The 24,723-nt window shown below is 34.4% G+C and carries 23 protein-coding genes; 16 read left to right on the top strand and 7 right to left on the bottom strand.

All coding sequences use genetic code 11. From position 1 onward, the window contains the following. Nucleotides 1-9: 9 nt before the first annotated feature. Nucleotides 10-822: a hypothetical protein gene (locus PXD56_RS17160; RefSeq protein ID WP_276494561.1), complete on the bottom strand. Its 813-nt coding sequence runs from the start codon at nucleotides 820-822 to the stop codon at nucleotides 10-12. A gap of 107 nt (nucleotides 823-929) precedes the next feature. On the opposite strand from PXD56_RS17160, the gene rsgA reads away from it, so the two are divergent. From rsgA to PXD56_RS17095, 13 genes are all read left to right on the top strand, one after another. After that, nucleotides 930-1,883 carry a ribosome small subunit-dependent GTPase A gene (gene rsgA, locus PXD56_RS17155; RefSeq protein ID WP_276494560.1) on the top strand — a complete coding sequence of 318 codons (954 nt, stop codon included), beginning with the start codon at nucleotides 930-932 and terminating at the stop codon, nucleotides 1,881-1,883. Then, nucleotides 1,880-2,332, top strand: a complete 453-nt coding sequence (dtd, locus tag PXD56_RS17150) for a D-aminoacyl-tRNA deacylase (protein WP_276494559.1) — start codon at nucleotides 1,880-1,882, stop codon at nucleotides 2,330-2,332. Before rsgA ends, dtd begins: the two co-directional genes overlap by 4 nt. A gap of 79 nt (nucleotides 2,333-2,411) precedes the next feature. Beyond that, a complete protein-coding gene (locus PXD56_RS17145; protein ID WP_276494558.1) occupies nucleotides 2,412-4,304 on the top strand; it encodes a DUF3857 and transglutaminase domain-containing protein in 1,893 nt (630 codons plus the stop codon). Between the two features lie 7 nt (nucleotides 4,305-4,311). After that, nucleotides 4,312-6,339 carry a transglutaminase domain-containing protein gene (locus tag PXD56_RS17140; protein WP_276494557.1) on the top strand — a complete coding sequence of 676 codons (2,028 nt, stop codon included), beginning with the start codon at nucleotides 4,312-4,314 and terminating at the stop codon, nucleotides 6,337-6,339. A gap of 91 nt (nucleotides 6,340-6,430) precedes the next feature. Next, nucleotides 6,431-8,410 (top strand): transglutaminase domain-containing protein, encoded by a 1,980-nt coding sequence (locus PXD56_RS17135; protein ID WP_276494556.1) that lies wholly within the window; start codon nucleotides 6,431-6,433, stop codon nucleotides 8,408-8,410. A gap of 8 nt (nucleotides 8,411-8,418) precedes the next feature. Next, on the top strand, nucleotides 8,419-8,745 hold the full coding sequence (locus tag PXD56_RS17130) for a nucleotide pyrophosphohydrolase (RefSeq protein ID WP_276494555.1): 327 nt from the start codon (nucleotides 8,419-8,421) through the stop codon (nucleotides 8,743-8,745). 37 nt (nucleotides 8,746-8,782) lie between these two features. Then, nucleotides 8,783-10,012, top strand: coding sequence for a 3-phosphoshikimate 1-carboxyvinyltransferase (gene aroA / locus PXD56_RS17125; protein ID WP_276494554.1), 1,230 nt, complete (start codon nucleotides 8,783-8,785; stop codon nucleotides 10,010-10,012). 79 nt (nucleotides 10,013-10,091) lie between these two features. Next, complete coding sequence (gene queA / locus PXD56_RS17120) at nucleotides 10,092-11,141, top strand: tRNA preQ1(34) S-adenosylmethionine ribosyltransferase-isomerase QueA (protein ID WP_276494553.1); 1,050 nt, start codon at nucleotides 10,092-10,094, stop codon at nucleotides 11,139-11,141. Nucleotides 11,142-11,246: 105 nt separating this feature from the next. After that, nucleotides 11,247-12,290 carry a dual-specificity RNA methyltransferase RlmN gene (gene rlmN, locus PXD56_RS17115; RefSeq protein WP_076549730.1) on the top strand — a complete coding sequence of 348 codons (1,044 nt, stop codon included), beginning with the start codon at nucleotides 11,247-11,249 and terminating at the stop codon, nucleotides 12,288-12,290. A gap of 442 nt (nucleotides 12,291-12,732) precedes the next feature. Next, entirely contained in the window at nucleotides 12,733-13,710 is a 978-nt protein-coding gene (locus PXD56_RS17110; protein WP_276494639.1) for a polyprenyl synthetase family protein, read from the top strand. A 135-nt stretch (nucleotides 13,711-13,845) separates the two neighbouring features. Further along, nucleotides 13,846-14,409 carry an RNA polymerase sigma factor gene (locus PXD56_RS17105; protein WP_276494552.1) on the top strand — a complete coding sequence of 188 codons (564 nt, stop codon included), beginning with the start codon at nucleotides 13,846-13,848 and terminating at the stop codon, nucleotides 14,407-14,409. Continuing rightward, on the top strand, nucleotides 14,396-15,148 hold the full coding sequence (locus tag PXD56_RS17100; protein ID WP_276494551.1) for a hypothetical protein: 753 nt from the start codon (nucleotides 14,396-14,398) through the stop codon (nucleotides 15,146-15,148). The genes PXD56_RS17105 and PXD56_RS17100 overlap by 14 nt, the downstream gene beginning before the upstream one ends. An 88-nt stretch (nucleotides 15,149-15,236) precedes the next feature. Then, nucleotides 15,237-16,319 carry a porin family protein gene (locus PXD56_RS17095; RefSeq protein WP_276494550.1) on the top strand — a complete coding sequence of 361 codons (1,083 nt, stop codon included), beginning with the start codon at nucleotides 15,237-15,239 and terminating at the stop codon, nucleotides 16,317-16,319. Nucleotides 16,320-16,377: 58 nt separating this feature from the next. On the opposite strand, the gene PXD56_RS17090 is transcribed toward PXD56_RS17095, so the two are convergent. Further along, complete coding sequence (locus PXD56_RS17090) at nucleotides 16,378-16,629, bottom strand: zinc-ribbon domain-containing protein (RefSeq protein ID WP_276494549.1); 252 nt, start codon at nucleotides 16,627-16,629, stop codon at nucleotides 16,378-16,380. Nucleotides 16,630-16,698: 69 nt separating this feature from the next. Between PXD56_RS17090 and dnaG the strand changes: the two genes are divergently transcribed. Next, the gene (gene dnaG, locus PXD56_RS17085; protein ID WP_276494548.1) at nucleotides 16,699-18,684 is read left to right on the top strand and encodes a DNA primase; all 1,986 of its coding nucleotides are present in this window, start codon (nucleotides 16,699-16,701) and stop codon (nucleotides 18,682-18,684) included. A gap of 74 nt (nucleotides 18,685-18,758) precedes the next feature. Here dnaG and PXD56_RS17080 read toward each other — a convergent pair whose 3' ends face one another. After that, nucleotides 18,759-19,388, bottom strand: coding sequence for a response regulator (locus PXD56_RS17080; protein ID WP_276494547.1), 630 nt, complete (start codon nucleotides 19,386-19,388; stop codon nucleotides 18,759-18,761). 166 nt (nucleotides 19,389-19,554) lie between these two features. After that, the gene (gene nadE, locus PXD56_RS17075; protein ID WP_276494546.1) at nucleotides 19,555-20,343 is read right to left on the bottom strand and encodes an NAD(+) synthase; all 789 of its coding nucleotides are present in this window, start codon (nucleotides 20,341-20,343) and stop codon (nucleotides 19,555-19,557) included. A 70-nt stretch (nucleotides 20,344-20,413) separates the two neighbouring features. Between nadE and gldB the strand changes: the two genes are divergently transcribed. Both gldB and gldC read left to right on the top strand, forming a co-directional pair. Further along, nucleotides 20,414-21,391: a gliding motility lipoprotein GldB gene (gldB, locus tag PXD56_RS17070; RefSeq protein ID WP_476703482.1), complete on the top strand. Its 978-nt coding sequence runs from the start codon at nucleotides 20,414-20,416 to the stop codon at nucleotides 21,389-21,391. Next, a complete protein-coding gene (gldC, locus tag PXD56_RS17065; RefSeq protein WP_276494544.1) occupies nucleotides 21,392-21,733 on the top strand; it encodes a gliding motility protein GldC in 342 nt (113 codons plus the stop codon). Here the strand turns inward: gldC and PXD56_RS17060 are convergent. The 3 genes from PXD56_RS17060 to PXD56_RS17050 form a co-directional block, all read right to left on the bottom strand. Continuing rightward, entirely contained in the window at nucleotides 21,730-22,389 is a 660-nt protein-coding gene (locus tag PXD56_RS17060; RefSeq protein WP_276494543.1) for a DUF2306 domain-containing protein, read from the bottom strand. The genes gldC and PXD56_RS17060 overlap by 4 nt on opposite strands. Before the next feature lie 713 nt (nucleotides 22,390-23,102). Next, the gene (locus PXD56_RS17055) at nucleotides 23,103-23,690 is read right to left on the bottom strand and encodes a hypothetical protein (RefSeq protein ID WP_276494542.1); all 588 of its coding nucleotides are present in this window, start codon (nucleotides 23,688-23,690) and stop codon (nucleotides 23,103-23,105) included. Between the two features lie 86 nt (nucleotides 23,691-23,776). Continuing rightward, complete coding sequence (locus PXD56_RS17050) at nucleotides 23,777-24,412, bottom strand: transglutaminase-like domain-containing protein (RefSeq protein WP_276494541.1); 636 nt, start codon at nucleotides 24,410-24,412, stop codon at nucleotides 23,777-23,779. Nucleotides 24,413-24,723: the final 311 nt, after the last annotated feature.

The raw sequence follows: 24,723 nt of genomic DNA, 5'->3' as shown, positions 1-24,723 counted from the left end.
ATGTTTTGTTTATTGAATAGAGAAATCAAAAACAGATTGGTTCTCTCTACCTTGAGGTACTTGACCTTGGTAAATAAAGCAATATTCACCTGGCTCTAAACTATCTGGAGTAACCTTGAACTTATTACCTTCAATTTCTTCAATGGCAAAGTTAAGTGCGTATTTAGGGTCAATACCGCTGCTACTTGTAATCCAACTACTTTTTCCTGTAATTACCTCTCTAAGGTTCTTTTTCTCTTTAACCGTAAGTTTTACTAAAACAAACTCGTTAGGGTTACTGGCCATTCTAAACCACCAGTTAAAAATACCTGCATTGTTACCTTGGTTGTTCTGCATGTTGTCAACTTCGGTTACACTAGGGTCGAATATGAAAGTAAACTCAGGTTGACTTTGATGAATGACATTGTTAGATTTTGTTTTTGGTAATTGTGCCTTTTTCTTGGCATTGATTAAACCAGAAACTAATTTTTGGGCAACTTGGTTAGAGTTTGATCCAGAAAATACACTAGGCTGTACTAATTTATCAGCTCCGCTAGCATCTGTATAATAGATACCAGTTTTAGATTTAGTATTCTGCTTCGATTTGTCCATTATCAATGATAACACCTCAGAAGAAACACCAGCATTTTTCATTTGACCAAGCGCGGTAATAGAGGCGTCAAATTTTACATCAGAAGTATTTATCTTATCAATGATCATATAATCGTCGAAACCAAGTTCAACCATTTGTATAACAGATTCATTGGTTATGGTTTCTTGGGCCGTACCAAAAGTGAATACAGATAGAGTTAATATCAGCAGTGATTTTTTAATGAATTTCATTTTCTTGAATTTGGTTATTATTTAATATAATAGTTCTAATCTCAAATTTATATTAATTTTTATATTTAAAGCAGTTACTTTGTATAAAAGGAAGGATTTTAGGGTAAATGGTAGGAATTGTTTATAAATCTACGGGAAGTTGGTATACTGTCAAGGCAGAAAATGGCGATTTTTATGAATGTAGAATAAAAGGTAAGTTTAGAATAAAGGGAATTAAAAGTACAAATCCGGTTGCTGTTGGTGATAGCGTTCGCTTTGAGGTTGAGACCATTGGAGATGATACCATTGGTATTATCAATGAAATTGAAACCCGTAAAAACTATATTATTCGCAAGTCTGTGAACCTTTCTAAACAGACACATATTATAGCAGCTAATTTGGATCAAGTTTTTTTATTGGTCACTTTGAACAATCCGCCTACCTATCCAGTTTTTATAGATCGTTTTTTAATTACAGCAGAGGCTTATGAAATTCCTGTAGTACTGCTTTTCAATAAGGTAGATACGTATGCTCCAGAAGAGTTAGATGAAATTAAGTTTTTGGCGGCATTATATCGTAATATAGGTTATACCTGTATAGGTATTTCTGCGGCAACAGGGAAAAATGTAGATAAGGTCAAAGAAATGATGGCGGGTAAGACTTCAATGTTTTCCGGTCATTCTGGGGTTGGTAAATCTACCTTGGTAAATGCCATAGAGCCAGATTTAGATATTAAGACCAAACAAATTTCTCAACAACACGCACAAGGACAGCATACAACAACTTTTGCAGAGATGTTCGATCTAAGTTTTAACGCGCGGATTATTGATACGCCAGGCATAAAAGGATTCGGAATTGTAGATATGGAAAAAGAGGAAATAGGAAACTACTTTCCTGAGTTTTTTGAACTGAAGCAAGACTGTAAATTTAATAATTGCATTCATGTAGATGAGCCAAAATGTGCCGTAAAAGATGCCTTAGATGTTGGTGATATTGCATGGAGTAGGTATAATAGTTACTTACAGATGATAAAAGGTGAAGATGAGAATTATAGGGTAGATATACACGACGAGAAAAAATGAGAGCAGTAATACAACGCGTATCAAAAGCCAGTGTAACGGTTGAAGAAAAAAAGATCAGTTCCATAAATGAAGGAGTGCTCATTTTTGTAGGAATTGAGAATGAAGATACTCAAGTTGATATTGACTGGTTAACGAATAAGATAGCTAACCTTCGTATTTTTAATGATGATGAAGGTGTCATGAACAACTCTTTGCTTTCTATAAATGGAGATGCCATTGTGGTAAGTCAATTTACCTTACATGCCAGCACTAAAAAGGGAAATCGCCCTTCATACATAAGAGCAGCAGGGCCTGAGGTGGCTATACCTCTATATGAGTCTTTCATAAAAACCTTAGAAAATAAGCTCGGCAAACAAATAGGAACCGGAATTTTTGGAGCAGATATGAAGGTGGAACTGTTGAATGACGGACCGGTTACTATACTTATAGATACGAAGCATAAAACTTAGGATTTGAAAATTTTTCTTAATATTTTGTAAGAAATATGCCTATTTTAACGTTCTGTTAAAAACCAGCTTACCAAACTACATGCGCATTTTCTTATTACTAATTTTTATAGTATCATGCGATACTATATCCGCTCAAGATAATAACTTTTCTAAATTAAACCTTTCGCTTTTAAAAAATGCTGACGCAATTGTGCGATTGGACCAAATGACTGTCGATGTAAAATCTTCAGATTTTATGGAGGTTAATTCATCAAGAATTGTAACTGTTTTAAATGAAGAAGGAGTAGAGGCCGTGCATGCTATGGCTTATTACGATAAAGAAACCTCAATTAAAAAATTATCTTTAACCATTTACGATGCTAATGGTAAAGAAATTGAAAGTTATAAAGAAAAAGATTTCGTTGACCAAACAGCTACTGGAGAGGGTACGTTATATTCAGATTCACGTATAAAATATCTTAATTATACGCCCACAAAATACCCATATACAGCTGAAGTTATTACCAAATACACTACTTCTGACACTGCTTTTATGCCAAGATGGTATTTTTTAGATGGTTATAAGGTTAGTGTAGAAATAAGTGAGTTTACCCTTAATTTACCTTCTAATTTAAAGTTTCGTCACAAAGAAAATAATTTAGAATCTTTTGGTGTTACAGGTAATGTAAGTGGAACGGGTGTAAATTATTCTGTAAAAAATATTCCAGCTATAACTTCAGAAGATTTGGACCCAGCACTAATAGATTTTGCTCCTAATGTTCAATTCGCATTAGAAGATTTTCATCTAAAAGGGGTAGATGGTCATGCAACAACTTGGAAAGAATTCGGAGGTTGGATATACAACTCTCTATTAAAGGGGCGAGGAGAGCTTAGTCCATCAACCATTCAAAAAGTACAGACTTTGGTAAGAGGTGTAAACGACCCAAAAGAAAAGATAAAAATAATATATCAATTTGTTCAAGACAATACGCGGTATATCAGTGTACAAATGGGCATAGGTGGTTGGGAGCCTATTAGTGCTAAAGAAGTGGATAGAGTAAAGTATGGTGATTGTAAAGGGTTAACGAATTATACGATGTCTTTATTGAAAGCCGTAGGTGTTGAATCTTATTATACCATTGTTTCGGCAGGTCCAAATATGCGGAGTTTAGATTTTGATTTTCCTTCATTACAAGGGAATCATGCCTTTTTGAATGTTCCGTTAGCCGATGAAGAACTTTGGTTGGAATGCACAAGTCAAGTAGTACCGGCAAATTTTTCAGGCACATTTACTGACGATAGGTATGTGTTAAAAGTGGGTCCTAATGGTGGTGAAATGGTAAAGTCTAGACATTATGCTCCAGAACAAAGTAAGCAAATTACAAAAGCTAAAATTACAATTAGCGAAAGTGAGGTTAAGGCACGAGTAGAAATAAAAAGTACAGGAATACAGTATAATCAAAAATATGGTCTGTCTAATGAAAGTAAAGAAGATGTAGAGAAATATTACAAAGATTATTGGGATTATGTTAATGACGTTCATATTCTAAACCATAGTATCGAAAACGACAGGGATAATATTATCACAACGGAAAATATTGATATTATAACATCTGGTTATTTATCAAGGGCGGGTGAGCGTCTACTGTTTGCTCCAAACATGTTAAATAGAAATGAATATGTTCCTAAAAGAAGTAAAGATAGAAAGCGCGATGTAGTAATTAAAAGAGGGTATTTAGATGAAGATGATTTTGAGATAATAATACCAGCAGGTTATAAAATAGAGTCAAATTTAAAGCAGACTAAATTAAGTAATGAGTTTGGTGAATTTGAAGTTAGTGTTGAGCAAATATCAGAATCAACATTACGCTATAAGAGAAAATTATTATTGAAGCCTGGTAAATTTTCAAAAATCAACTATGATAATTATAGAGATTTCAGAAAAACTATTTCTAGAGTTGACGCATCTAAAATTGTATTTATTAAAAAGTAAAAAATCAATGAAATTACATATTACAATCATCTTAGCTTTATGTTCCTTTTTTGTAAATGCACAATCCAGTGAAGTGAAATTTGGCAAGGTATCTATGGACGAGGTAAGGCAGAAGGAGCATAGCCTTGACAAAGAAGCCGATGCAGCTATTTTATTTCAAAAAGAGCGCTTAGTTTACGACTATAATCCGGAAAAAGGTTTTAACTATTCACGTAAGGTCCATTATAGAATTAAAATTTACAAAAAGTCGGGATTGAGTTGGTCAACTATAACGGTTCCGTTACGTAATAACGGTGCTTTAAAACAGAAAATTTATGGGGTTGAGGGTTTGACATTTAATATTCAGAATAATAAAATAGTCAAAGATAAACTGAAGAAAGACGGTGTGTTTACGCAAAATATTAATAAATATGAGGATAAAGTTTCCATCACTTTGCCAAATGTCAAAGAAGGAAGTATTATAGATATAGAATATGAAATTGCATCAGATTTTGTAGGATCTATTGCGCCATTTGTTGTTCAGTATGGCATACCGGTTAACCTAGTGGATATAAAGGTTGAAATACCAGAATATTTTAATTATAAGAAAAATACTAGAGGGTTTTATCCTGTTAAAATTGGTGAGGTAACAGAGAAAAAGAAGATTGATTTTCAGTATAGAGAAGAACGAGATACTAAAGCATTTCTTGGTGGTGGTGAGCAGTCTCAAGGAATTAGAAGAGGTAATCTCGAATACTTTGAAACAGATTATAGTATTACAGCTAATAATATTCCTGCTTTTAAAGAAGAACAATACACAGATAATATTGAAAATTATAGAAGTGCAATAGTTTTTGAATTAGAATCTACAAAATTTCCAAGTGAAGGCTATAGAATGTATAGTCAAACATGGGGAGATGTTGCAAATGTAATTTACAAGTATGATGATTTCGGTGGAGAGTTAAGTAAGGATAAAGTTTTTAGAAAAGATATCGATATATTAATTTCAAAATATACAGATAAAGCAGAGCCGGCAGCGTCGATTTATAATTATGTGAAAGAGAAAATCGTTTGGGATGGTTATTATGGTTTTGGCTGTGAAAATGGATTTGAAAAAACTCTTGAAGAGCAAAAAGGAAACGTTGCCGATATTAATTTAATGTTGACATCTATGTTGAGGTACGCGGGTTTTAAGGCAAACCCTGTACTGGTATCTACCAAAAAACATGGTATCCCGTTATTTCCTACTACTAATGGTTTTAATTATGTTATAGCTGCCATTGAAAATGATGGAGATTATATTTTGCTAGATGCTACGAATAATATGTTGGCAGTAAATGAGCTGCCTAATCGGGCTATAAATTGGTATGGACGTTTAGTAAGGGAAGATGGTACTTCAACTTCCATTGATCTTAGTCCTAAGAAAATTTCTTCGAAAACTATTTTTATGAATGTTAAACTTCAGGAAGATGGCTTGGTTAATGGAAATATGCGAACCAGTTTAACAGATAATTTAGCATATGATTATAGAGATACGAATGGCAGTAAAAGTATTGAAGATATTAAGGAGGAAAAATCAGAATTGTTAACATATACCGAAATTTTAAATTTAGAAGTAAAGAATCTAAATGTACCTGGTTTGTCAATGGTAGAAACTATTTCTTTTGAAAATGAAAATGGATTAGAACGTATTGGAGAAAAAATATATGTAGATCCTATGTTGTTTTTGGCAATAAAAGAAAATCCGTTCAAAATGGAGAAAAGAGAGTACCCTATAGATTTTATATTTCCAAGAGCAGAGAAAATTAACATCAGTTTAAATATACCTGAAGGATATAAAGTAGAATACTTGCCAGAGAATTTAGCGATTGGTTTACCTGAGGGTAAAGGAATCTATAATTTCACCATGAAAGAGAATGGAAATAACATACAATTGGTTAGTAGTTATGAAATTAAAAATGCAATGTTCTCTCCTGATTATTATACTTCAATAAAAGAGTTTTATAATCAAATTGTACAGAAACAAACAGAAAAAGTAGTATTAACTAAAATATAGAAAGAAACTGCTATTAAGAGCATAAAGAAATATATAACCTTAATTATTCAACAGCTAATTTCTAATTAGAAAAATAAACCAATCAACTCAAATGTATAAAATCATCTATTTTGTATTACTCGTTATTGCCTTACTATTTTCGGCTAACCAGATGGTTGCCCAAGAAAAACCAGAGTTTGGTGCTATTTCAAAATCAGAAGGTGAATTTACTTCTTACGCAAAAGATTCAGAGGCAACCGCGGTTTATCTTTATGAATATGGTAATAATTATTTTGAAATTAGAGATGACTACATCTACTTAATAACAAAATACCATGCTAAAATTAAAATACTAGAAAAAGAAGGATTTGAATATGCAAATATTGAAATACCACTTTTTCGTTCCAAAAAGAGGAAGGAGAAAATTGTAAATATAAAGGCGCTTACACATAACGGAGAAATGAAGTATTCTGTTAAAACTAGTGAGTTTTTCAATGAGGAAGTCAATGAAAAATGGACACAGACAAAATTCACATTTCCTAATGTTAAAGAAGGGTCAATTATTGAATATGAATACGAAATGCAATCTCCTTTCTTTTTTAATTTCACGGGATGGGAATTTCAATCGGATATTCCCAAATTATACTCTGAATTCAATGCTAAAATACCAGGTAATTGGTTATATAATAGAAGTTTAAAAGGTGAGCTGAATTTAGATGTTAATGAGGCAGATATTGTAAAAGGTTGTTTTAGTTTTCCGGGTACTAAAGATGATAGTGATTGTGAGTCTTTAAAGTATGTTATGAATGATATACCTGCTTTTAAAGATTCTGAGGAGTTTATGCTTTCATCTAATAACTATAGGTCTAAGTTAGAGTTTGAACTTTCTGAATATAAAAGTTTTTATGGTGGTACGGATAAGTACACAAAATCTTGGGATGATGTGGATAAGGAATTCAAAACTGATAAGGACATAGGAAGTCAGCTTCGTAAAAAGAGTTTTTTTGAAAAAAATGTAGATAAAAGTTTATTGACAGAGGGCGATGAAATTACCCGTGCCAAGAATATTTATGAATATGTAAAAAATCATTTTACCTGGAATGAAAAATATAGCATTTGGCAAGGTAATAAGGTTAAAAAAGCCTTTGATGAGAAAAAAGGTAATGTTGCAGAAATTAATATTGCTTTAATAAATCTCTTGAACGCGGCAGACATAAAAGCGAATATGATGGTTATGGCTACACGGAAAAGAGGGTTGCCAAAAAAGACGCATCCAGTTATGAATGATTTTAATTACATAATTGCGAAAGTTGATATTGAGGGCAAATCTTATTTGTTAGATGCTACTGATAAATATATGCCTTTCGGCATGCTGCCTTTTCGTTGTTTAAATTATTATGGTAGGGTAATGGATTTTGATAATAATAGTTATTGGTATGATATTGTGCCAGAAAAGTCAAATGCTGTTATGTTACGCGCTCAAATGACTATTGATCCAAATGAAAATAAGCTGTCTGGGGTTTTTGATTTAATAAATTCAGGTTACAAAAAGGTTGCTCAAGATGAAGTTTTGGCAACTGTAAAAGAAGATAGTTATATTGAAAAATTAGAAGAAGAGATTTCAGATGATTTCTATATTACTTCTCATGAAACAATATCAAAATACACAAATGAGAAGAAAATTACAGAGAGATTTAATTTCGAAATTGAGAATTTAATTCAGGGCGATAACATTTATTTAAATCCGTTTGTATTAAAGTTTTTTGATAAAAATCCGTTCGTTGCTTCAGAAAGAAATTATCCAGTTGATTTTGGTTATCCTATGAAGTATCAATACATTCTCAATGTTAAAATACCAGAAGGATATCAGGTAAAGTCGTTGCCAGAAAATAAAAATTTTAGCATGCCGGATAATGGTGGAATGCTAAAACTAAATGTATCTGATAACAATAAGGGAAGCCTTAATTTATTTTTTACTTTTGATTTGAATTCTGCCCATTACACCAATGGTTATTATAAAGGATTAAAAGAGCTTTTTAATGAAGCGGTAAAAAGTCAAAATCAGTCATTGATTGTTTTTGAAAAAAAATAAAGTACAGTATGAACATTGAAAATGCACAGTTAGAAGTAGATAAGTGGGTAAAAGAACATGGTGTTCGTTACTTTAACGAACTTACCAATATGGCACAGCTTACGGAAGAAGTAGGTGAAGTTGCAAGAATTATTGCCAGACGCTATGGTGAACAAAGCGAAAAGGAGTCAGATAAGAACAAAGATTTAGGCGAAGAATTGGCAGATGTTATGTTTGTGGTGCTGTGTTTGGCCAATCAGACTGGTATTGATTTACAACAAGCTTTTGATAAAAAGTTAGATTTAAAAACAAAGCGTGATCACGACCGCCATCACAACAATAAAAAGTTGAAATAGGCGTATATTTGTCGCTTGATTTTTAAAACGACACGCATTGAAACTTCATCTTACCGGTCCAGCTAATGCCAAGCTAAATGATACTATTACTATAACAGGTTCAAAAAGTGAATCTAACCGTAGTTTGCTTTTAGCGGCTTTATTTCCAGATATTAAAATAGAGAATATATCAAATTCTGATGATGCCCAGGTAATGGCAAAAGGATTGGATATTTCTAATGGTACTGTAGATATTCATCACGCAGGTACGGCAATGCGTTTTTTAACAGGTTATTTTTCTTCTCAAGAAGGTAAAGATGTTATTCTTACGGGATCAAAGAGAATGACAGAAAGACCAATTAAAATTCTTGTCGAAGCATTGAGAACATTGGGTGCGGAAATCTCTTATGAGCAAGAAGAAGGGTATCCGCCTATAAAGATAAAAGGTCAACGCATTGTAAAAGATAAGGTTAGTCTACCAGCAAATGTTAGTAGTCAATATATTTCCTCATTGTTGCTAATTGCTCCAAGTTTAGAAAATGGATTAGAATTGGAACTTGTAGGTAAAATTACATCGGTGCCCTATATAAAAATGACTTTAGCGTTGCTTGAGGAAATAGGGGTAACAACCTCATTTGAAGGTAATGTGATTAAAGTTGCTGCAAAAGACAAAGTTGCTCCAACGACCTTGGTTGTAGAGTCAGATTGGAGTTCTGCCTCTTATTTTTATGGTATTTGTGCACTTGCATCTCCAGGAACAGAAATTTCTTTATCTGCGTATAAAAAGAAAAGTCTTCAAGGAGACAGTGTTCTTGCAGATATTTATAAGGCTTTTGGAGTAGAGACTACTTTTGGGGAGAATAGGATTACACTAAAAAAGACCGATAAAAAAGTACTACAAGAAAATGAGATCGATTTGGCCAATGCGCCAGATATAGCACAAACAATTGCCGTAACTTGTTTTGGGCTAGGGGTAGGCTGTTATTTAACAGGCTTGCACACCTTGAAGATTAAAGAAACCGATCGATTGGAAGCTTTAAATACAGAGCTTTCAAAATTGGGGGCAAATATTTCGGTAACAGATAAAACGCTAACTATACTGCCAACTACAGAGATTAATACAGATATTGCTATAGATACTTATAACGATCATAGAATGGCAATGGCCTTTGCGCCATTGGCTATAAAAACTACACTTGTTGTTAATGATGCAGAGGTAGTTTCAAAGTCTTATCCAGATTTTTGGAAGGACCTAAAACAGCTAGATTTCAATATAAAAGAATTATAATTAAGGATTTACTTGACAAGGCCTATCTGCAGATTGTATATTTGCAGCCGCAATTTGCTACAATAAATATAACAGCTACATGAAATTATCAAATTTTAATTTTGAGCTTCCAGAAGAATTATTGGCGGAGCATCCATCTGAAAATAGAGATGAGTCTAAATTAATGGTTATCCACAGAGAAACCGGAAAAATTGAGCACAAGATGTTCAAAGACATGATCGACTATTTTGATGAAGGTGATGTGATGGTGCTTAATAACACTAAAGTTTTTCCTGCTCGTTTGTACGGAAATAAGGAAAAAACAGGTGCTCGTATAGAAGTTTTTCTTTTACGTGAATTAAACGAAGAACAACGTTTATGGGATGTTCTTGTAGATCCGGCACGTAAAATACGTATTGGTAACAAATTATATTTTGGTGATGATGAAACGTTGGTAGCTGAGGTTATTGATAATACAACATCTAGAGGTAGAACATTACGTTTCTTATATGATGGTGCTTATTTAGATTTCAGAAGAAAACTAAGAGAGCTAGGTGAAACTCCGTTACCTAAGTATATTAAAAGAGATGTTGAGCCAGAAGATGAAGGTCGTTACCAGACAATATATGCAAAGCATGAAGGTGCAGTGGCTGCTCCTACAGCAGGTCTTCATTTTTCTAAGCACTTGTTAAAGCGTTTAGAAATTAAAGGTGTAGATTTTGCTGAGCTTACATTGCATGTTGGTTTAGGTACTTTTAATCCTGTAGAGGTTGAAGATCTTTCTAAGCACAAAATGGACAGTGAAGAAATGTTCATTGATGAAAAAGCTGCGGAAATCGTTAATAATGCAAAGTTGCAAAAGCGTCGTATTTGTGCTGTTGGTACAACGGCAATGCGTGGTTTAGAAAGTGCAGTTTCTTCTAAGCAAACATTGAATACCTATGAAGGTTGGACGAACAAATTCATTTTCCCTCCATATGATTTTAGTATTGCAAATGCCATGATTACCAATTTCCACTTACCAAAATCTACGTTATTGATGATGGTATCTGCATTTATGGGTCATGATTTAATGAACAAAGCATATAAAGAAGCAATATTGGAAAGCTATAAGTTCTATTCTTATGGTGATGCCATGTTGATTATATAAGTTCAAAATATATTCCTTTGTAAAAAGGACAAATAAAAAATCCCGCTTTATCTACATATTGAGAAAGCGGGATTTTTATCACTAGTAATACCTACCTTTAAAAAGATGGAAGAAATAAAGAAAAAAGACATTCGGGCACTAACGCGAGAGCAGCTTAGAGAATTCTTTGTTTCTAATGGTGATAAAGCTTTTCGTGGTAACCAGGTATATGAATGGCTATGGCAGAAAGCAGCCTATTCTTTTGATGTGATGACAAATCTGTCAAAAGAAACTAGAGAAATGCTAGAAGCTAATTTTGTCATTAACCACATTAAGGTAGATCAAATGCAGCGTAGTAGTGACGGTACCATAAAAAATGCCGTTAGGTTACATGACGATTTAATTGTGGAGTCTGTATTGATTCCTACTAAATCAAGAACTACTGCCTGTGTATCTAGTCAAGTTGGTTGTAGTTTAGACTGTAGGTTCTGTGCTACCTCTCGTTTAAAACGAATGCGTAATTTGAATCCTGATGAAATTTACGATCAAGTAGTTGCCATAGACAATGAAAGTAGATTGTATTTTGAAAGACCCTTGAGCAATATAGTTTTTATGGGCATGGGAGAGCCTTTAATGAATTATAATAATGTCTTAAAGGCAATTGATAAGATAACTTCTCCTGACGGATTGGGGATGTCTCCAAAGCGAATAACGGTTTCCACTTCTGGTGTGCCCAAGTTAATTCGGAAAATGGCAGATGATGAGGTGAAATTTAAATTGGCTGTTTCGCTACATTCCGCTGTTGATGAAATCCGTACTTCTATAATGCCTTTTAACGCCAAGTTTACATTGAGCGACTTACGTGAGTCTCTTCAATATTGGTATGAGAAAACCAGAAGTCGTATTACTTATGAATATGTAGTTTGGGACGGAATCAACGATACCCAAAAAGATGTAGATGCCTTGGTAGAATTCTGTCGTTTTGCACCATCTAAAGTAAATTTAATAGAATACAACCCTATTGATGACGGCGAGTTTAAGCAAGCTTCTAACGCTGCTATTGACCGCTATGTAAATTCACTGGAAAAAAATAATATAGTAGTGACCGTTCGTCGTTCTAGAGGAAAGGATATAGATGCCGCATGTGGGCAGTTAGCGAATAAATCTTGATTTAAGTACAAAGTAAAGAGTACAAAGTATTAAGTAAGAAGTCTGAAGTTTGAACAGAGAAAACAGAGTATAGAAAATAGACTTGTTACGAAGTGTTGTATTTAGCAAAGCTAAACTTAAGAAATACAGAATATTAAGTACGAAGTCCAAAATTAGTAATGCTAGATTCCAAAAGGGTACATAGCGTATTTAGTCAAACCAATTACTAGAACAATTGCTAACGTAACATCTTAGTACTTTATACTTGTTACTTAATACTAAAAAACGTGAAGCGGCAAAGTTAAAAGCCAAAAGCCATTTTGAGATTGAGTTTGTTTTTTGAACTTGAACTTGAGTTTTGAACTTGAACTTATATTTCACAACAACCAAATATCAATATCTCTTCTCTGAGTACTGTTAACTGCTAGCTTTTGACTAATTTTGACGTTCTAATTAAGAGCAACTGAAAATAGTAGCACAAATAAAGGAACCTGTCTATCAGGAAATGGAGCTGTTTGAATCAAAGTTTAGAGATTCAATGACTTCTAAGGTTGCATTGCTTAATAGAATTACCCATTACATCGTAAATAGAAAAGGGAAGCAAATGCGTCCTATGTTCGTTTTTCTAACGGCAAAAATGTTGAATAACGGTGAGGTAAATGAACGAACCTATCGTGGTGCTTCTGTAATAGAATTAATACATACCGCAACATTAGTTCATGATGATGTGGTAGATGAAAGTAATAAACGCAGGGGCTTCTTCTCTATAAATGCATTATGGAAAAATAAGATTGCTGTTCTAGTAGGTGATTATTTACTCTCTAAAGGTCTGTTGCTTTCCATAGATAATGAAGATTTCGATTTACTTAAAATAATCTCTGTTGCCGTTCGTGAAATGAGCGAAGGCGAATTATTGCAGATAGAGAAAGCAAGGCGCTTAGATATTACCGAAGATGTGTATTATGACATTATAAGACAAAAAACGGCAACCTTAATAGCGGCTTGTTGTTCTTTGGGAGCTTGTTCTGTAAAGCCGGATAGTCCAGATGTAGAAACCTTTAGAAAATTTGGAGAACTATGTGGTATGGCATTTCAAATTAAAGATGACTTGTTTGACTATGGAGGGGAAAAAATTGGGAAGCCTACAGGAATAGATATAAAAGAGCAGAAAATGACATTGCCTTTAATTTATGCTTTAAATAATTGCAGCAAGAAAGAGAAAAGCTGGGTTATCAATTCCATAAAAAATCACAATAAGGATAAAAAGCGCGTCAAAGAAGTTATTGCTTTTGTGAAAGATAAAGGCGGACTAGATTATGCGGTAACCAAAATGTTACAGTATAGAGATGAAGCTTTGAAACTTCTTAGTACATATCCTGAATCTGACTATAAAAGCGCCTTAGAATTAATGGTGAATTACGTAGTTGATCGTAAAAAGTAATTATTACTCTATTTTTTTATCTATTTAAGTATTTGAAATACAGTATTTTAAAAATTAATTTTAATTTTTATTGACCTTCAGGCAACCATACCTTCTTCTTCTGCGTCTATGTTAATAGAAGACCAAACCAATATTTTGAAAATTATACCTTTTTATAAAAACGAGAAGCAACTCATTAAAAAAGCAACAGCGGGAAACCGCGATGCTCAAGAGCGTTTGTATAAAAAACATGCTCCCAAAATGTTGAGTGTCTGTCGGCAGTACATAAAAGACATTCATTTTGCGGAAGATGTCATGGTGCAAGGTTTTTTAAAAATGTTCACTAAGCTAGACACTTTTAAGTTTGAAGGTAGTTTTGAGGGCTGGTTAAGACGCATTATGATTAGGGAAAGTATTTCTTATTTAAGAAAACAACAGTTCGTAGTATATGATGATGAGGTATATGAAAAAAACCAATCTGAAGAAATATCGCAAAGTACCGATTTGGATACCGAGCATATTCAACAATTAATTGATGCTTTGCCGCAAGGCTATAAAATGGTATTTGTATTGTATACCGTAGAAGGGTATAAGCATAAAGAAATAGCAGAAATGCTTTCTATATCTGAAAGTACTTCAAAGACACAATTACTAAAAGCTAGAAAATTGCTTCAAGAGCAACTAAGACAGCAAAATATTATAGGGTATGGAAACCGATAAATTTGAAAAACATATAAAAACCAAGTTTCAAGAACGCGAGATAAAGCCTTCAGAAAATGCTTGGTCTAAAATAGCCTCAGAATTAAAAGATGACGATGCAAAGAAGAAACCCGTGTATTTATGGATGGGTATTGCGGCAAGTGTTGTTGTGCTAATAGGTGTTGCCTTCTTTTACTTTAATGGTAGTGCTGTGGTAAATAGTAGTCCGGCAGAAATTGTTGACATTGAAAAAGAAGAAGTTTTAGAAGAGGTAATTGATAAAGAACCAGTACTTTTTAAAGAAGAAGAACAAGTAGTTTTGGTAGAAACTACTATGAAAACCGAAAGTGTTACTGTTAAAAAGGAACAGTACAAAGCACAGGAAATACAAGAGAACAAGACATTAAATGATGTTGTAGGGGTAGCAGTTGTAGAACAGGTGTCTATAGGTAATTCTAATACAAATTTAGCGGTGTCAGAAGAAATCATAAATTCTAAGGTTGCAGATATTGTAGCACAAATAGATGTTTTAGAGCAGCAAAGTACGGTAACTGATGCCGAAGTAGATTCGTTGTTGAAACGAGCACAAGATGAAATTTTACGAGATAGAATATTTAATAAAGATAAATCTGTTGATGCCATGGCTTTGTTAACAGAGGTTGAAGATGAACTTGATCAAACCTTCCGAGACCAAATTTTTAATTCTTTAAAAGCCAGTTTTATAAAAGTGCGTACTGCAGTGGCAGACCGCAATAATTAATCAATTACAAATCGTTTTTTCTTTCATCTCTATAAAATGCTATAGGGACAGGGAGCGGAGTTTTATTCATCAAAAAATCAAAATCGAAATGAGAACAATTACAATGTATTTAATGGTGTTACTGACACTGTTTATGGTGCAAAATTCAGTAGCGCAAGAAGATTATCAAAAGACAATAGATACTCTAAAAGAGCAAAAGCTCAATATTACAACGCAAGAAAAAGAAGCTTTGAAATTTGAAATAGCGGAAATAGTAAAGCAATTAGAGCGTGGAGAAATCACTCAAGAAGAGGCAGATGCCTTGAAAATGAAAGCAGCTGAAAAGCATGCGCTGAACATTGAAGATAGAATTGCCATTATCAATAATAAAATTTCATTGTTAGAAAGAAATAATGGCGATGTAAAAGAATTGGATACCTTGAATTATAAGTTTGCTTTTCAAATAGGGTTTGGTGATGATGACAAGGACGGAGGGAAACTACTGGATTTTAGACTTAATGAAAACCAGAATAGAAAAGAACCTATTTACGATAGAAGAACATATTCTGATTTGGTAGTTGCTGTGGGTCTTAATAATGCAATAGTCGATGGGCAGTCACTAAATGATTCTCCTTATAAAATAGGAGGTAGTAGATTTTTTGAATTGGGCTGGCAATGGAGAACTCGTGTATTTAAGAATTCTAATTTTTTAAGATTCAACTATGGATTTTCATTTCAGTTTAATGGTTTGAAAGCGAAAAACAATCAATACTTAGTATCGTTAGAAAATGGGCAATCAGAACTTCAAGAGTTCCAATATGATTTGGATAAATCTAAATTTAGGATGGATAATTTTGTTTTTCCTTTGCATTTAGAGTTTGGACCATCCAAGCAGACTACTACGGATAAAAAGATGAGGTACTCTCTTAGGAACCAATTTAGATTAGGTATAGGTGGTTATGGTGGATTTAATATTGGCACGCGTCAAAAATTGAAGTATAACCTTGATGGCGATAATGTAAAAGATAAGTTGAAGCGTAGCTATAATACCAATGATTTAATTTATGGATTAAGTGCCTATGCAGGTGTAGATGGTTTTCTATTATATGTAAAGTATGATTTGAATCCTATATTTAAAGATGCAGCTGTAGAGCAACGAAATATCTCTTTAGGTCTTCGTTTCGACCTTTAGCAAAATATTCATCAATCAAATTAGCTGTGGTGCCGTGCGTAAAAACCGGTTACTACAGCTAATTAACTGTTTTAGAGAACTCGCTATTCATTTCCTCGGTAAATTCATTTTCGTAAAATGCACGTTTACAGTGGTTGCATTCTGCTACCGTAGAACTAGAAATCTTAAAAAGCTTGATCCAAAATATATGAAAGTAGTTCTTTTGGGTAACAGCTGTCAATGTTCCATGTTGCTGACAATAAGGGCATGTACAATTAAAAAGATGTTTAGTTTCGGGCTTTCCAGGTCTAGTGCCAAAGAATAGAATCATTATTGCTATTTTTGATGTTCTAATTTACACAAATTTATTTGCCCTTTTCAAAGGGGCTGAGGTAGCAATATGATTTCAAAAATTACCATAGATAAAGTTTATGAAACCGCTCGTTTAGAAGAGGTGATTGGTGATTTTGTACAACTCAAAAAATCAGGCTCTAACTTCAAAGGTCTTAGTCCGTTTACAGATGAACGTTCACCAAGTTTTATGGTATCTCCCGTAAAACAGATTTGGAAAGATTTCAGTAGTGGTAAAGGTGGTAATGTGGTCGCTTTTTTAATGGAGCACGAGCATTTTACCTATCCAGAGGCTATAAAGTATTTAGCTAAAAAATATAATATTGAAGTAGAGGAGACAGAGCAATCTAACGAGCAAAAAGAACAGGCCAGTGAGCGTGAGAGTATGTATCTGGTATCTGAATTTGCCCAAACACATTTTAAAGAAATGTTGTGGGAGTCTGAGTTGGGTAAAGCAATTGGCTTAAGCTATTTTAAAGAACGTGGGTTTACAGATGAAACCATCAAGAAATTTGAGTTAGGGTATTGCTTAGATCAATGGGACGGTTTTACCACAGCGGCTCTAGATAAGGGATATAAATTAGAATACCTTTCAAAAACAGGGCTCACCATTGTTAAGGAAGATGCCAACAACCCAAATGGTTCACGAAAATTTGACCGATTTAAAGGTCGGGTTATGTTTCCTATCCACTCCTTAAGTGGTCGTGTGCTTGGTTTTGGAGGGCGTATTTTAACGAACGATAAAAAAGCGGCTAAATACCTGAATTCACCCGAAAGCGACATCTACCATAAGAGTAAAGTGCTGTACGGTATTTACCATGCAAAGCAATCTATAGCAAAAGAAGATAATTGTTATCTGGTAGAAGGTTATACAGATGTTATTCAATTTGCGCAGCGCGGTATTGATAACGTAGTGTCTTCTAGTGGTACGGCATTGACTCCGGAACAAATTAGATTGATCAACAGATTGACCAAAAATATAACCGTGTTATTTGATGGAGATGCGGCAGGTCTGCGTGCATCATTGCGTGGTATAGATTTAATCTTGGAGCAAGGTATGAATGTGCGTGTATGTACATTTCCGGAAGGTGAGGATCCAGATAGTTTTGCCAAGAATAATGAGTTAGATGATGTCATGACATATTTAAATGACAATTCTAAAGATTTTATACAGTTTAAGGCATCGCTACTTGTAAAAGAAGCGGATAATGATCCTATTAAAAGAGCAGATACGGTTAGGGATATTGTAAATAGTATTTCTAAAATTCCAGATCGTATTCAAAAAGAAATATATATTCAAGAGTGTGCCCAGATCATGAATATTTCTGAGGCTGTTTTGTTCAATACACTTGCGCAGATCGGTAAGAAGGAAGACAAGAATGCACAAGCTCAACAAAAAGAGGAGCAAAAGGCTTTTGATGTTGTTCGTAATACCAATCAAGAAAAACAGGAAAAAGTAGATGTACAGTATCTATTAGAGCGAAAAATTATTGAATCGCTTATGCTGTATGGAAATCTCAAAGAACAGTTTGAGGATCTAGTATTGAAAGAAAACGATGCGGGAGATTTAGTGTTGGAGCCAGAAATATCTGAAATTAAAGTGTACGAGAAAATCTACTTGGATTTGCAGGAAGATGAAATAGAATTGGCCAATGAGGATTTTCGTAAAATGTATGCTAGACTAATAGAGGCTTTAAATGAAAAGGAAGAATTTTCGATAACAGCCTTCGTCAATAGTCTAGAGCAAGAAATGGCCAATCAAATATCTTCTATTTTAATGGAAGAAGAACGTTACATATTACATGATTGGGAGCGTAAAGAAATTTTTCCGAAGAGTAAAGAAATAGGTGTTGCACAATTGGTAAGTGAGACCATATTGACTTTACGTTGCTTTTTGATTAAAAAGAGAATGAACACCTTGCAAAATACTACTGAAGATTCTACTACAGATCATAGAGAGGTGTTAGAGGAAATTATGAATTACATTCAGTTAAATAAGTTGTTGAACAAGAAACTGAACAGGGTATTGTCTTAAAAACGTAAAAGGTATATAAATAAAAAGACCTGCTCATAGCAGGTCTTTTTTGTGTTTTATACAGTTGTAAGAATTTAGTACAATTCTAAGGCTTTTGCCTGTTGTAATAAATCTACCATGTTGTCTACATTTAATTTTTTCATTAAACGAGCTTTATAGGTACTAACTGTTTTTTCATTTAGGTTCAAACCTAATGCAACTTCTTTGTTACGTTTACCACTAGCTAAAAGTTTTAGTACTTCTATTTCTCTAGTAGATAATTTTCTAAAGAACCTTCTTGGTTTTTTAGTTCCTTCATCAAAAGCAAGACGTTGTGCAAGTTCGTTAGTAATGAACATGCTACCTTCGCTAACTTTCGTTACTGCTGCAGTAATGTATTCTACACCAGATGATTTGGATAAATATCCAAAAGCACCGGCTCTTATGGCGCTAAGTGCATAAACATCTTCAGATTGACCGCTGTACATAAGAACTTTTACGTCTGGGTAATCTTTTTTGATTTTGCGTAATGCCGCTATTCCATTAATATCTGGAATATCCATTTCTAGCATGACCACATCGGGGGTTGTGTCTTTGAGTTTTTCAAAAAGTTCTTCGGTATTAGCTACCTCATCGATCAGTTCAAATCCCTCAGCGGATTCTAGAACCTTCCTAACTCCCATTCTTATGATAGGATGGTTATCCGCTATTAAAACTTTGATCATTAATTATTTTTTTATATAGATTTCAGGACCTTCTTTTGTATGAAAAGACAACATGCAATGTAAGGCTTAAAATTCTAAATTAGAAGTCAAAGTTGCATTTTTTTATTATTAACGTATAATTTTCGAATTTATTTTCGATTTAATACCCTGATTCTTAGTTGAGTTGTTATTTTAACTCGTTTGGTATCTCACAAACCGGAATTGGTAGCATTTTATGCTGGTTCATGGTATTCAACTTTGTAAAGATAGTATAAACTTCCTTTTTTCTACCCTCAAAATCATCAATTTTTTTACCCTCGTCTTTCATGTTCATTGCCCATTCTAGTTCAGGGTAAGAGGCTCCTATCTGATCTTCATCTGTTCTGTCATCTCCCCATAGACCATCCGTTGGTGCGGCCTTTACAATCTCTTCGTTTACTCCTAAAGCTTTTGCAATATCATATACTTCGGTTTTCATTAAATCGGCAATCGGGCTTAAATCTACCCCGCCATCACCGTACTTGGTATAAAACCCTACGCCAAAATCCTCCACTTTATTACCTGTACCTGCTACCAAATATCTTTCTAGGGCGGCGAAATAGTATAAGCTGGTCATACGTAAACGTGCTCGTGTATTGGCTAAAGACATAAATCTGTCTTCCTCATTATCAACACTAGGTAGTGCGTCAACCAAACTGTCAAATACGGGTGTAAGGTTAACCGGTTGTCTTTTTACGTTGGGGAAATTGGCTGTTAACCAGTCAATATGTCTAGAAGCACGGTCACTTTGGTTCTCTGCTTGGTGAATTGGCATCTCTAAACAAAGAAGGTCTAAACCCGTCTTTGCACAGAGGGTTGAGGTAACGGCAGAATCAATTCCGCCAGACACGCCAATTACAAAACCTTTCTGTTTTGCATTTGTAGCATAATCTTTTAACCATTTAACAATGTGCTCAATTACCTTTTCCGTTTGCATACCGCTCTAATTATTTAGTAAAATCAATTAACTTTGCCCTAAAAATAAGTTGAACACTGTAAATAATAAAATGTATTGTAAAATACTTGCCAAGGTCAAACCTATTTTTATGCTATTATCAGTTTTTTTCATTCTTTCTAGCTGTAATGATAGTGATAAGGTAGCAAAAGAGATTGCCGCAATACCAATGGATCTTAAAATATCTCGATTTGATCGTGAGTTCGCCGCTGCAGGTGAAAAAGGTTTACCGGCATTACGTAAAACATATCCGTATTTGTTTCCGGCACCAGATAGTGTTTGGATCGCTAAAATGCAAGATTCGCTTCAGATAGAGCTATTTCAAGAGGTGGGTAATGCCTTTCGTAGTTTTGAAGATGAGGAAGAAGGTTTGGTACAGTTGTTTAAGCACATTAAATATTATTTTCCGCAGTACAAGGTTCCAAAAATTCTTACCGTAACCAATGATGTTGATTACAACAACAGAATTATTTTGACCGATAGTTTACTGTTCATTAGCCTTGATAATTACTTGGGGTCTGAGCATAAGTATTACGGTGGTTTTCAGCGTTACATAGCGCAATCTCTAGATCGCAATTATTTGATTAGCGATGTAGCAAGCGCATTTGCAAAGCAGGTTGTGCCAAGACCTAGAGACCGCAGCTATCTTGCCCGTATGATTTATTTTGGAAAAGAACTATACCTTAAGGATAAGTTGATGCCTGAGGCAAGCGATGGAAAAAAGATAGGATATTCTCAAGAAGAAATAGACTGGGCGGTTGCCAATGAAGAGCCAATGTGGAGAAATTTTATAGAGAACGAATATTTATATAGTACCGATAATAAATTGAATCAGCGATTTTTAGAACCTGCACCATTTTCTAAATTCGGTTTAGAGTTAGATAATGAGTCGCCGGGGAGACTTGGTCGTTATATAGGCTGGCAAATTGTACGTGCCTTTATGGAAAACAATGATGTAAGCATGATGCAGTTAATGCCAATGCCTGCAGATGAAATATTTAAGAAATCAAATTACAAACCGAGAAATTAGATGGCAGATTTACATACTTCAGAAATTACACTGCGCGTAGGATTAGATGATAATAGAATTCCGGAAACATTAAACTGGTCTGCACAAGACGGCGGTATAGAGAACGAAGCCGCAAAGGCAATGTTATTATCCGTTTGGGATAGCAAGAACCAAGAGTCTTTGAAAATAGATTTGTGGACAAAAGATATGCCTGTAGACGAAATGAAAACATTCTTTCATCAGACCTTGGTTTCTTTGTCAGATACTTTTCTAAAGGCAACACAAGACGAAAAAATGACCGCTACCATGAAAGATTTTTGTGATTACTTCGCAGAAAATCTAAATCTTAAGGATCAAGGTTAAGCCGTTTTCAATTTCTTTTTACCTTTTGTTTTTTTAATCCAGTAGATAATATAGGCAGTTCCTAGTACGGACGGAGTAATCCATGCCCATAGATTGTCTTGGTGCATACCGGCAACAAAAAATGCAGTTACCGATGCAATGAGTGCACCCAACATTCTGCTTAGGTGATTTATGAGCCATAGCTTTCTATTGTTCAAGGTATTCTTAAAGAGCTTGTAATCTCCGTAAGGTAGAAACAGACCGATGATCCCGAAGAACAGATAAAGAATACTGTGAGAATAGCCGTTTAGTAATCCGGTGACACCAAAGCCGATCATTAGCAGGGCACAAATAGCCATAATCCCAGAAACTAGTTTATCGGTCAAGTTTGCTTTTGTTTTTTTGGTCGATTTGAATGTAAGTGCTCTATTGCCCGCCAAAACCATGTAGATGGTAAAAATACCGATCAAAAATAAAAAGGTATTGATGTGATTGGGCATTCTGGCGACTACCAAAGAAATTACAGAGCTAATGATCATAGACCAAGAAAACCATTTCCCTAATAGTTTATGGTTTCGTTGTCCTTTTCTGACGATTATGCTGGCAATACCCGTTATAAGTCCTACTCCTCCAAAAAAGGCGTGTATGTAAATGAAAATTTTAATGATGTTTTCCATGTTCGGTTGGTTTAATGTTTTACAAAGATGGAGGTATCATTGTTTTGAAGATAAGTTAAGTTACCCAATTGTAAGTTTTGGGTGCTGAGTTGTGTTGGTAGAGAAGTAAAGAGTATTAAGTACAAAGTCACAAGTAAAAAGTATGTGTCATTGCGAGGAGGTTTTATTGAATTTTCACTCCATGTAATTTACCTATGTCAGTTCGAGTGTTTTCTGAAAGAAAATGTATCGACAACAGGTTTGGAACACGATAGGTTCTCGATACCTTCCTTGTCGGCGGGCAAGCAAATTTTCTCATACTTCGAAAATTCACTCGAACTGATATTTTGTTCTGATATGGTAAAGAGTATTAAGTAAAAAGTACAAAGTCTTTGCGAGGGGATTTTTAGCAATGTGGTAATCTATTGAAAACAAAGTTTTAATTGTGATATTGTCAGTTCGAGTGGTTTTATGACGTAGCAAAGCTGAGTCATAAAATTGTATCGAGAACAGGTTTGGAACACGATAGGTTCTCGATACCCTCCTTGTCGGCGTGCAAGCAAATTTTCTCATACTTCGAAAATTCACTCGAACTGATATTTTGTTCCGTTATAGTAAAAGGTGCGTAGTACCAATTTTTATAGACAATAGCTTATTGCAAACGGCTTAATACTTCGTACTTATTACCTGATACAAAAAAACGCGCAGCGTTAAAAAAAACCATCAACAAACAACTACTTCCTATTCTTCTTAGGCTTGCATGTCATACAAAAATCTGAAAGGGTATTAATTTCATCAATGACTTTGTTGTGTTCTTTTTGTAGCAATTCAGCATCTTTACCAAAATCCGTTGCCTTAAAAACTTGTGCGCTTACGGTATTCATCTCTTTTTGTAGCTCATTAAAAATAGGTTGAAATAAGCTAGAATCACTAAAAGCACCTTTTTCCTCATATATCTTCTTGCGTATTTTTCTGGAGTACAATTCTACCAGGTCAAAATCATACCGACCAAATTGTAGTAGCTGATTCGCTGTTAATGAATCTGGGGCAACCAATACCGCTAAGTTCTTTTGAAAAATAGCTTTGACCTTGCTGTTGAAGTTCTTGGTGAACATGAAAGAAACCGAATTCATATTAAAACTGAAATCGATTTTTGAGCCCGAATAAATGGAATAGGAGGTAAGTGCGGGGTTAATTTCTGATTCGGGCGACTGATAGTCGCTTAGCTGTAATTCGTAATCTGGGTTCCAGACTATTGGTTCTTGTGCTATCGCAAATGATGATGAGAATGCTATTATCAGTACTAGAAAAATGTTTTTCACGGGATACAATTTTGAATCGAAAGTACTACAAATAGTAATTCGCAATTCGCCTTTCAATAGAATTGAGTATTAAAGTTTGTTAAAGCCTATAACTGAAACTCTGTTTGGTTGGTGCCGGTGTCAAAAATATTAGGATAGTGCTCACGGGCGTTCCGTTCCATGAAAGTTAGAGGGAGGTCCTCAAAATGACCGTAATCTTCTAGGTATTCCATAAACTGGGTGCCTTCTTCATTGTATTCTTGTAAAACGGCATCATTTTCTCCATCAAAATCTAAAGGAGCCACACGTAGCATTTCACATAAAGATGTATTGAAGGTTGGCGATAGTTTCAGCCATTTACCATTTATAAAAGCATCTACCATACCATGGGGAGTAAGTTCATTAGAGCCAAATTTTTCAATAAGCCGTTCTACACCAATATGGTTTTTAACTTTCGCCAAGTGAATTCGTGCAGGTATGCCAAGCGCGCGGAGTGCGGCAATCAAGATGATAGATTTATCAATACAATGACCGTTGGTGCGTTTTACAATTTCACTGGCACGGTATTTCTCTTTATTAAAACTTAAGCTGTAGGGGTCATAACGCCAGGTATCTCTTACCGTGTTGTATAGTGCAATGGAAATTTCTTTTTCAGAAAGTGTGGTGTTTTTAAATTCAGAAACCAAATCTTGAATCTCGTCACTTTCAAAATCAAAAAAATAGGTAGGGGATAGGTAGTCCATAGCGTTAAGTGTTTTTGAAGCAATTAGTTGATTTGTAAGCCAATGACTAAGATAAGAAATTTATAGGTGTCAAGGGTAAATCGCAAATCGACCAAAGCCGGTATTAAGTAAAGAGTATAAAGTAGTAAGTATGAATTCTGAAGTACGAGGTATAAGGTTGGAATAAAGAAAATAGAGTTTAGAAAATAGACTTTTTTGATTTCAAGTATTTAGCTATGCTAAATTTTTATCAGTAAAAGCCAAAAGCCAAAAGCCAAAAGCCAAAAGCCAAAAGCCAAAAGCCAAAAGCCAAAAGCCAAAAGCCAAAAGCC

The sequence above is a fragment of the Maribacter zhoushanensis genome (assembly GCF_029350975.1).
GTDB lineage: Bacteria > Bacteroidota > Bacteroidia > Flavobacteriales > Flavobacteriaceae > Maribacter > Maribacter zhoushanensis.
Note: the sequence above shows the minus strand (reverse complement) of the source record. Positions and strands in the feature narration are given on the sequence as shown.

Bases quoted from the DNA above. Each gene is read 5' to 3' on its own strand.
- gldB (WP_476703482.1), top strand. From the start codon at position 20,414: ATGTATTGTAAAATACTTGCCAAGGTCAAACCTATTTTTATGCTATTA.
- PXD56_RS17050 (WP_276494541.1), bottom strand. From the start codon at position 24,412: ATGGACTACCTATCCCCTACCTATTTTTTTGATTTTGAAAGTGACGAG.
- dtd (WP_276494559.1), top strand. From the start codon at position 1,880: ATGAGAGCAGTAATACAACGCGTATCAAAAGCCAGTGTAACGGTTGAA.
- nadE (WP_276494546.1), bottom strand. From the start codon at position 20,343: ATGCAAACGGAAAAGGTAATTGAGCACATTGTTAAATGGTTAAAAGAT.
- PXD56_RS17095 (WP_276494550.1), top strand. From the start codon at position 15,237: ATGAGAACAATTACAATGTATTTAATGGTGTTACTGACACTGTTTATG.
- rlmN (WP_076549730.1), top strand. From the start codon at position 11,247: ATGGAAGAAATAAAGAAAAAAGACATTCGGGCACTAACGCGAGAGCAG.
- PXD56_RS17060 (WP_276494543.1), bottom strand. From the start codon at position 22,389: ATGGAAAACATCATTAAAATTTTCATTTACATACACGCCTTTTTTGGA.
- PXD56_RS17100 (WP_276494551.1), top strand. From the start codon at position 14,396: ATGGAAACCGATAAATTTGAAAAACATATAAAAACCAAGTTTCAAGAA.
- PXD56_RS17145 (WP_276494558.1), top strand. From the start codon at position 2,412: ATGCGCATTTTCTTATTACTAATTTTTATAGTATCATGCGATACTATA.
- PXD56_RS17090 (WP_276494549.1), bottom strand. From the start codon at position 16,629: ATGATTCTATTCTTTGGCACTAGACCTGGAAAGCCCGAAACTAAACAT.
- queA (WP_276494553.1), top strand. From the start codon at position 10,092: ATGAAATTATCAAATTTTAATTTTGAGCTTCCAGAAGAATTATTGGCG.
- PXD56_RS17080 (WP_276494547.1), bottom strand. From the start codon at position 19,388: ATGATCAAAGTTTTAATAGCGGATAACCATCCTATCATAAGAATGGGA.
- PXD56_RS17140 (WP_276494557.1), top strand. From the start codon at position 4,312: ATGAAATTACATATTACAATCATCTTAGCTTTATGTTCCTTTTTTGTA.
- rsgA (WP_276494560.1), top strand. From the start codon at position 930: ATGGTAGGAATTGTTTATAAATCTACGGGAAGTTGGTATACTGTCAAG.
- dnaG (WP_276494548.1), top strand. From the start codon at position 16,699: ATGATTTCAAAAATTACCATAGATAAAGTTTATGAAACCGCTCGTTTA.
- PXD56_RS17130 (WP_276494555.1), top strand. From the start codon at position 8,419: ATGAACATTGAAAATGCACAGTTAGAAGTAGATAAGTGGGTAAAAGAA.
- gldC (WP_276494544.1), top strand. From the start codon at position 21,392: ATGGCAGATTTACATACTTCAGAAATTACACTGCGCGTAGGATTAGAT.
- PXD56_RS17135 (WP_276494556.1), top strand. From the start codon at position 6,431: ATGTATAAAATCATCTATTTTGTATTACTCGTTATTGCCTTACTATTT.
- PXD56_RS17160 (WP_276494561.1), bottom strand. From the start codon at position 822: ATGAAATTCATTAAAAAATCACTGCTGATATTAACTCTATCTGTATTC.